This is a genomic window from Georgenia sp. 311 (assembly GCF_006151955.1).
Taxonomy (GTDB): Bacteria; Actinomycetota; Actinomycetes; order Actinomycetales; family Actinomycetaceae; genus Oceanitalea; species Oceanitalea wutianyii.
The window spans coordinates 78,540-86,756 of record NZ_VDFS01000035.1 but is presented as its reverse complement, the minus strand read 5'-3'; the positions used below and the strand labels follow the sequence as shown (position 1 = coordinate 86,756).

Here is an 8,217-nt window from a genome sequence, read left to right as displayed (position 1 = left end):
CCGCCGAGCGCTGGATCGTGCACGCGCGGGGCGTGCGGGATCCAGCGCTCGGCGGAGGGGTCAGTGGCCGCGGAGGAGGAGGCGGGCCTCGCCGACGAGGACGATCGAGCCGGTGACGAGGATGGCCCCGTCCTGCTCCCCGCCGTACTCGGCGCGGGCGGCCGCGAGGTCGATCGCCTCGTCGAGCCGCTCGGCGACGTGGACGCGGTCCTCGTCGAAGACGTCGCGCGCGAGGTCCGCGAGGTCCTCGAGGTCATACGCACGGCTCGAGGACGGCCGGGTGATGACGACCTCGTTGAGCAGCGGCTCGAGCCCGGAGAGGATCGACTCGGCGTCCTTGTCGCCCATGACGCCGACGACGCCGACGAGCCGGCTGAGCGAGAACGCCTCCTCCAGCGCGCGGCGCAGCGCCTCGACCCCGGCGGGGTTGTGCGCGGCGTCGAGCAGGACCGTCGGGCTCGTGCGGACGAGCTCGAGGCGGCCCGGGGAGTCCGAGCCGGCGAGCCCCTGCTCGATGACCTCCGCGCTCAGCGCCCCGCCGCCGAAGAACGCCTCGACGGCGGCCACGGCGAGGAGCGCGTTGTGCGCCTGGTGCTCCCCGTGGAGCGGCAGGAAGACGTCGGTGTACGTCGCTGCGGGGGTGCGCAGGACGAGCATCTGCCCGCCGACGCCGAGCTGCCGGTCGACGACGGCGAGGTCCGCGCCGTCGACGAGCAGCCGCGCATCGAGGGCGTGGGCGGCGTCGCGCACGAGCGCCGCGACGTCCTCCTCCTGCTCGGCGCACACGACGGTGGAGCCGGGGGTGAGGATGCCGACCTTCTCGGCGGCGATCTCGGTGAGCGTGTGCCCGAGCCAGCGCTCGTGGTCGCGGGAGATGGAGGTGAGGATCTCCACGGTGCCGTCAGCGACGTTCGTCGCGTCCCAGCGCCCGCCCATCCCCGTCTCGACGACGGCGACGTCGACCGGCGCGTCGGCGAACGCCGCGTAGGCCATGACGACGAAGACCTCGAAGAAGCTCAGGCGCGGCCCTCCCTCGGCGCGCGAGCGCTCGTCGACGAGCTCGATGTAGGGCGCGACCTCCTCCCAGAGCGCGACGAACGCCTCCGGGGAGATCGGCTCGCCGTCGATCGCGATGCGCTCGCGCACGTCGCTGAGGTGCGGGGAGGTGAAGCGCCCGGTGCGCAGGCCGCGCTCGCGCAGCAGGCGCTCGGTGATGCGGGCGGTGGTCGTCTTGCCGTTCGTCCCGGCGATGTGGATGACCGGGTAGGCCCGCTGCGGCTCACCGAGCAGCTCGAGTACCTGGCGGACCCGCTCGAGGCTCGGCTGGACGTCGTGCTCCGGGGCGCGGGCGAGGATCTCGGTGTAGATCCGGTGCACCTCGGACTGCGCCTGGGCGCGCTCGACGGGGTCGACCTCGGCGGTGACGTCCGGGGAGGCCAGGACGTCGTCCACGACCGTCGGGTCCGGCCCGGCGAACAGGCCGGACGACGTGAGCTCCTGCGCGGCGAGGTCGTGCTCGGCCTGCGCGGCCTCCTCCTCGGCCGTGCGGTCCTCGTCCTCGTCCATGTTCATGTCCCTGCTCACGCCTCCACGACCTCCAGTCGGACGCCGACCTCGTCGGTCGGGCTCACGTCCACGGCGAGGGAGACCGCGAGGGTCTCCGCGGTGACGAGCTCGGCGTGGTTCTCGATCCACCGCGCGTAGCGGCCGGGCACGTCCACCGCGAGCGCGATGCGGTCGGCGACGTGCAGGCCGGCGGCCTTGCGCTCGTCCTGGACGCGGCGCACGAGGTCGCGGGCGAAGCCCTCGGCGAGCAGCTCGTCGTCCAGGCCGGTGTCGAGGACGACGAAGCCGCCGCTGTCGAGCACGCCGGCGGCGCGCTCGTCCCCGGGCCGGTCCTCGACCTCGGTCGTCAGGGTGTACTCCTGCTCCTCCAGGGCGATGCCGTCGACGACGACGCCGTCCTCGGTCTGCTCCCAGGCGCCCGAGCGGGCGGCCTTGATGACCCGCTGGACGTCCTTGCCGAGCCGCGGCCCGGCGACCCGGGCGTTGACGGTGAGGCGGGTGTACACGCCGTACTCCTCCGCGGCGCCGTCGGCGAGCGAGCGCAGCTCGACCTCCTTGACGTTGACCTCCTGCGCGACGAGCGCGGTGAAGGGCTCGAGCAGCCCGGGCTCGTCGGTGACGACCTGGAGGCGGCGCAGCGGCTGGCGCACCCGCAGGGAGCCGGCCTTGCGCAGGCCGAGCGTGGTGGACACGACGTCCCGCACGCGGTCCATGGTGGCGACGAGCTCGTCGTCGGCGAAGGCGTCGTCGAGCACCGGCCAGTCGGTGAGGTGGACGCTGCGCCCACCGGTGAGCCCGCGCCACACCTCCTCGCTGATGAGCGGGGCGAGCGGGGCCATGACGCGCATGAGGACCTCGAGCGCGGTGTGCAGGGTGTTGACGGCGTCGGCGTCCTCCTGCCAGAAGCGGTCCCGCGAGGTACGCACGTACCAGTTGGTGAGGACGTCGAGGTGCTCGCGCACGGCCTGGCTCGCGCCGGGCACGTCGTAGGCCTCGAGCAGGCGGCGCACGTCGGCGGCCAGCGTGCGGGTGCGGGCGAGGAGGTAGCGGTCCATCACCGGCAGGCCGGCGGCCTCCTCGGGGCGAACCTCGCGGCCGACCATGCCGGCCCCGCCGTTCGCGGCGCCCGCGTACAGGGACAGGAAGTACCACGTGTTCCACACGGGCAGGAGCACCTGGCGCACGTTCTCCCGGATGCCCTCCTCGGTGACGACGAGGTTGCCACCGCGCAGGATCGGGGAGGCCATGAGGAACCAGCGCATCGCGTCCGAGCCGTCGCGGTCGAAGACCTCGTTGACGTCGGGGTAGTTGCGCAGCGACTTGCTCATCTTCCGGCCGTCGGACCCCAGGACGATGCCGTGGGAGACCGACGTCGTGAACGCCGGGCGGTCGAACAGCGCGGTCGCCAGGACGTGGAGGGTGTAGAACCACCCGCGGGTCTGCCCGATGTACTCGACGATGAAGTCGCCCGGGTTGTGGTGCTCGAACCAGTCGGCGTTCTCGAACGGGTAGTGCACCTGGGCGTAGGGCATCGACCCGGAGTCGAACCACACGTCCAGCACGTCGGGGATGCGGCGCATCGTCGACCGGCCGGTCGGGTCGTCCGGGTTCGGCCGGGTGAGCTCGTCGATGAACGGGCGGTGGAGGTTCGGCCGGCCGTCACGGTCCAGCGGCAGACGCCCGAAGTCGGCCTCGAGCTCGGCGAAGGAGCCGTAGACGTCGATGCGCGGGTAGGCCGGGTCGTCCGAGACCCACACCGGGATCGGGGTACCCCAGTAGCGGTTGCGGGAGATCGACCAGTCGCGCGCCCCGGCGAGCCAGTTGCCGAACTGGCCGTGCTTGATGTGGTCGGGCACCCAGCTGATCTGCTCGTTGAGCTCGACCATCCGGTCACGGAAGTCGGTGACGCGCACGAACCAGCTCGTCACCGCCTTGTAGATGAGCGGCTGACGGCAGCGCCAGCAGTGCGGGTAGGAGTGGTCGTAGGTCTCCTGGCGCACGAGGACGGCGCGCTCGGCCTCCGCACGGCGGGCCAGCGGGCCGGTGCCGTGCTTGAGGTCGGCGATGATCGCGCGGTTCGCCTCGAAGACCTGGGTGCCGGCGTAGTCGGCGACCTCGGGGGTGAAGCGGCCGCCGTCGTCGACGGGGACGACGGTGCCGATCCCGGCGGCGGCCGAGACGGCCATGTCCTCCTCACCGAAGGCCGGCGCCTGGTGGACGATGCCGGTGCCGTCCTCGGTGGAGACGTAGTCGGCGGCGAGCACCGTCCAGACGTTCTCCCCCAGGCCCTCGCGGCCGACGAAGTAGTCGAAGATCGGCGCGTAGCGGCGCCCGGCGAGCTCACGGCCGGTCGTGCGCGCGACCTCCTGCGGCTCCTCCCCCAGCTCGCGGGCGTAGGCGGCCAGGCGCGCGGCGGCGAGGACCACCCGCTCCCCGGCGAGCGGGCCCTCGGCGGGCACGACGGTGACGTACTCGACGTCGGGCCCGACGGCGAGGGAGAGGTTGGAGGGCAGGGTCCACGGCGTCGTCGTCCAGATGAGGGCGAGCTCGCCCGTCTCCAGGCGCACCCCGACCGTCACCGACGGGTCCTGGCGCTGCTGGTAGACGTCGTCGTCCATGCGCAGCTCGTGGTTGGACAGCGGGGTCTGGTCGTTCCAGCAGTACGGCAGCACCCGGTAGCCCTCGTAGGCCAGGCCCTTGTCGTAGAGCTGCTTGAAGGCCCAGATCACCGACTCCATGTAGGAGGGGTCGAGCGTCTTGTAGTCGTGGTCGAAGTCGACCCACCGGGCCTGGCGGGTGACGTACTCGCGCCACTCGCCGGTGTACCGCAGCACCGAGTCCTCGCAGGCCTTGTTGAAGGCCTCGATGCCCATCGTCTCGATCTGGGACTTGTCGGTGATGCCGAGCTCGCGCTCGGCCTCCAGCTCGGCGGGCAGGCCGTGGGTGTCCCACCCGAAGCGGCGCTCGACGCGCCGCCCGAGCTGGGTCTGGAACCGTCCGACGACGTCCTTGACGTACCCGGTGAGCAGGTGCCCGTAGTGGGGCAGGCCGTTGGCGAACGGCGGGCCGTCGTAGAAGACGAACTCGTTGCTGCCGTTCTCCCCCGCCGGGCGGTGGTCGACCGAGGCCTGGAAGGTGCCGTCGGCGTCCCAGTAGGCGAGCACGTCCCGCTCCAGGGCGGGGAAGCTCGGCGAGGCGGGCACCTCGCCGCCGGCCTGGTGACGCGGGTAGCGGGGGGCGGGCGTGGGGTGCTCAACAGCCATGGGCGGTGGTCTCCTCGTCGTCGTGCCGTGGGTGCGAGGACGACGTCGGACCCTCCCGGGCCGCTGCCGCGGTACCACCTCGCTTGCCGTCGGGTCCGCGGCCGGGGCCGCGGCCCGGGGCCGCTCTCCTGCGGTGATGACGGTCCGCATCCGGCCGGTTCTACTGGGGGCTGGTGCCCTGTTCTTCCGGCGGCTCACCGGTGATGGCCGGGTCGAAGCCTTTGCTGCCGACGATTGTAGCCACGTCGCGCGGCGGGCCGCGGGCCGCGATGGGGAGTTCTCCCTATCCATACCGGTGTGCAGGACGGGTCGCGCTCGCCATCATGGTCGGCGGGAGGACGCGCACGACGCACGTCCCGGCGAGAGGAGAGGCACACGTGGTCGACCTGTTCATCGACGGTGACGCCCTGGCTGCCACGCGGGCGACGCTGGAGAACATCCGCGAGACGCTGTCCGGCGCCGCCGGCGCGATGGCGTCCGTCCCCGGCGACGTCACCGCCAACGACACCCTCCGCGCCCGGCTGAGCGGCTTCGGCTCGGAGTGGAGCGACGGCATCGACAAGCTCGCCGAGGCCTCCGGCGGTGGCGCCGAGGGCCTACGGGTCATCGCCGAGGGCTTCGCCCAGCTCGACGCCGAGCTCGCGGCCGCCCTGGAGACCTCCGGGGAGGGAGCGTGATGAGCACCTTCACCGCACTGGGCTTCGACCCCGCCCCCGGCTCCCTGGGGGCCGCCGAGTCCGTGGCCGAGCAGGTCCGCACGACCGCCTCGCGCATCCGTGAGGCGGCCGACGTCCTCGGGGGCACGGGCCGCCAGGACTGGAAGGGCGAGACCGCCACCGCGTTCCACGAGACAATGTCGGAGGAACTGACGCCGCGGGTCCTCACGGCGGCGGACAGCTTCGAGACGGCCGCGACCGCGCTGGCCACCTGGGCGAGCTCGCTGCTCACCTTCCAGACCCAGGCGGTGGAGCTCGAGAGCCGCGCCCAGGCCGCCCTGGCCCAGGTCAGCGCCGCCGGCGAGGACCTCACCGCCGCGCAGAACAGCGAGGACCCGGAGGCCGACACGGACGGCCCGGCCGGCCTGCTCTCCGCGGCGGCCGCCGAGCTCGACTCGATCCGCAGCGAGGCCTGGGCGCTGGCCGACAGCTACGCCTGCGAGGCCGAGTACGTCGCCTCGTGCCTGGCCGACGCCGGTGACGCCGCCCCCGACTCCAGCTGGTGGGACGACTTCAAGGAGTGGGCAGGCGACCTCGAGGACTGGCTCCAGGACTACGTCCTCCCCGTGCTCGAGGACCTCATCGACGTCCTCGTCGTCGCGGTCGCCGTCGTCGCCATCATCGCGATGGTGCTCTCCGGGCCGGTGGGCTGGCTCGGCATGGCCGGGCTCATCCTCGGTGGCGCCGCCGTGGCCATCGACGTCGCGCAGTGGGCGGGCGGACGGGAGGACGGCACCGAGGCGCTGACCGGCGCGCTCGGCATGCTCGCCGGCGCCGGGCTCGGCAAGGCCATCCAAGGCCTGGGCAGCATGGCGATGGCGAACGGCGGCATGTCCGGCCTCGTGCCCGCCATCGCCGGGATCTCCCGGGGCACCGGAGGAGCGGGTGCGACGGCCACGGCCGTGCTGTCCTTCAACCCCGTCGGGCCGATGGCCACGTGGGGGTACATCACCGGCCGTGCCTACGAGGAGAGCAAGAACGTCATGGACACGGCCCAGGGCCTCAACGACGTCGGCAACCCCGCCTCCCGCACGGTGGAGCGCTTCCGCAACATGTTCGACGGCCACGGCTTCGTCACGGCCGAGCAGCGCCACGACATCGCCGAGAGGCAGGGCAGCAAGTGAGCGCGCCCGCGCGCGAGCGCTTCTGGGTCCCCACGCCGCCCGGCTGGGTGGAGATCGCCGCGTTCGACTCCGACGCCCGCGCCGAGCAGCACTGGCGCGACATGGTCGAGCCGGCCCGCGAGTACCTCGGAGACGCCCGCACCGACCACCTCTACACCGGGCTGCGGGCGGCGCGCGAGGCGGTCGCCGGCACCCGGATCACCTCAGCCGGCGCCGTCGTCACCGAGGTCGACGACGAGCCCGCGGTCTGGACGTTCTCGACGACGATCGAGCACGTGCGCAGCGGGGAGGTCAACCCGGTCGCGCTGGTCGAGCGGTCCCTCGGCCGGACGGGGACGGTGGAGTCGACCGAGGACATCACGCTGGTCGACGGGCGGACGGCGGTGCAGTCGTTCATCACGCTCACACCCGAGTCCCCCATGGGCCGGGCGGGGGACGACGCACCGGCCGTTCGCCCGGAGGCGGGCGAGCGGCCCGTGGACACGCTCGGCACGTGCGTCGTCGCCGTCGCGCTGCCCGGCCGGCCGCACGACCTCGTCCTCGTCACCGGGAGCTCCCCGGACCCCGAGCATCGCCCGCTGCTCGCGCACGTCGTCAGTGCCATCGCGGCCGGCGCGCACGTCGGCACCGAGCCGCCGGAGGGGGTGGCCAAGGCCGGCGGGGTGCTGCCGGTGAACGGCCCGGAGGGCGCGTGAGGTTCCTGCCGGCGACGGTCGAGCCCTACGTCACTGCCGCGGAGCGCGGGGAGACGACGGGCGCACGCCGCCCGGCGGTCCACGCCCTGGTGCGCGAGTACGTGGGGGCACCTCGCATCCTCACCGGCGCAGGGTTGTGGCTGGGCGTCGTGGCGGCGCTCGTGGTCGCCGTCGTGGGCTGCGTGGCGGTCCTCTCCACCGTCGTCGGAGGGGATCCCTCGACCACCGGCGTGCTGGGCGGCCTCGGCATCGCCGTCGCCCTCGCGGGTGGCGGCGTCGCGGCGCTGCGAGCGCGTGACCTCATCCGTGCGGGCGGGCGACTGTCACGTGCCGCGGAGGCGTGGATGACGAGCGACCCGTCGCGCACGGCCGGCCTGGGGCACCGGGTGCACGGCCTGCTCTCCGCCCTGCGCCCCGAGATCTTCCCGCGGGTCATCCTCTGCAGCGTCACCGGCCTCGCCGCCGTGCTCTGTGCCTGCGCGGTGGGCTACTCCGTCTGGCAGCTGACCGAAGGCACCCCCGACGTCGCGGTCAACGTGCTCATGGGCGTCGCGTTCGCAGTGCTTGCCGTCGTCTGCGCCGTCCCGGCCGTCGCCCTGTGGCGCGGGTCCCGCCGCATCCAACGCGGGCTCGTCCACGACCCGGCGGCGATGGCACAGGACGCTGCCGGATAGGGCACCCTCACCGGACGAGTCACCGGACGGGCTTGCGGGACGCCACGGCTGCGAGACCTTGCTACCTGTCTGACCAGCCCGTTCCCATTGATGGTTGCTCTACTGGCACGGCCCGCCGTCACCGCGACGACCGCCTTGGCGCCGGACCACGCATCGACCCTCTCCTTGGCGCCCGACAT

General features: G+C 73.2%; 6 protein-coding genes. 4 read left to right on the top strand and 2 right to left on the bottom strand.

Annotated elements, in window-relative coordinates; genetic code table 11:
* Nucleotides 1-60 precede the first annotated feature (60 nt).
* Nucleotides 61-1,584 (bottom strand): folylpolyglutamate synthase/dihydrofolate synthase family protein, encoded by a 1,524-nt coding sequence (locus FHE66_RS06200; RefSeq protein WP_255303614.1) that lies wholly within the window; start codon nt 1,582-1,584, stop codon nt 61-63.
* Nucleotides 1,581-4,829 carry an isoleucine--tRNA ligase gene (gene ileS / locus FHE66_RS06195; protein ID WP_139072101.1) on the bottom strand — a complete coding sequence of 1,083 codons (3,249 nt, stop codon included), beginning with the start codon at nt 4,827-4,829 and terminating at the stop codon, nt 1,581-1,583. The genes FHE66_RS06200 and ileS overlap by 4 nt, the downstream gene beginning before the upstream one ends.
* Nucleotides 4,830-5,206: 377 nt before the next feature.
* On the opposite strand from ileS, the gene FHE66_RS06190 reads away from it, so the two are divergent.
* From FHE66_RS06190 to FHE66_RS06175, 4 genes are read left to right on the top strand one after another with little or no spacing between them, the layout of a single operon-like run.
* Nucleotides 5,207-5,506, top strand: coding sequence for a hypothetical protein (locus tag FHE66_RS06190; protein ID WP_139072100.1), 300 nt, complete (start codon nt 5,207-5,209; stop codon nt 5,504-5,506).
* Nucleotides 5,506-6,669, top strand: a complete 1,164-nt coding sequence (locus FHE66_RS06185) for a hypothetical protein (protein WP_139072099.1) — start codon at nt 5,506-5,508, stop codon at nt 6,667-6,669. Before FHE66_RS06190 ends, FHE66_RS06185 begins: the two co-directional genes overlap by 1 nt.
* Complete coding sequence (locus tag FHE66_RS06180) at nt 6,666-7,364, top strand: hypothetical protein (RefSeq protein ID WP_139072098.1); 699 nt, start codon at nt 6,666-6,668, stop codon at nt 7,362-7,364. Before FHE66_RS06185 ends, FHE66_RS06180 begins: the two co-directional genes overlap by 4 nt.
* Nucleotides 7,361-8,038: a hypothetical protein gene (locus FHE66_RS06175; protein WP_139072097.1), complete on the top strand. Its 678-nt coding sequence runs from the start codon at nt 7,361-7,363 to the stop codon at nt 8,036-8,038. The genes FHE66_RS06180 and FHE66_RS06175 overlap by 4 nt, the downstream gene beginning before the upstream one ends.
* The last annotated feature ends 179 nt before the right edge of the window (nt 8,039-8,217 follow it).

Coding starts and splice junctions, on each gene's coding strand:
- ileS (WP_139072101.1), bottom strand. CDS start 4,829: ATGGCTGTTGAGCACCCCACGCCCGCCCCCCGCTACCCGCGTCACCAG.
- FHE66_RS06185 (WP_139072099.1), top strand. CDS start 5,506: ATGAGCACCTTCACCGCACTGGGCTTCGACCCCGCCCCCGGCTCCCTG.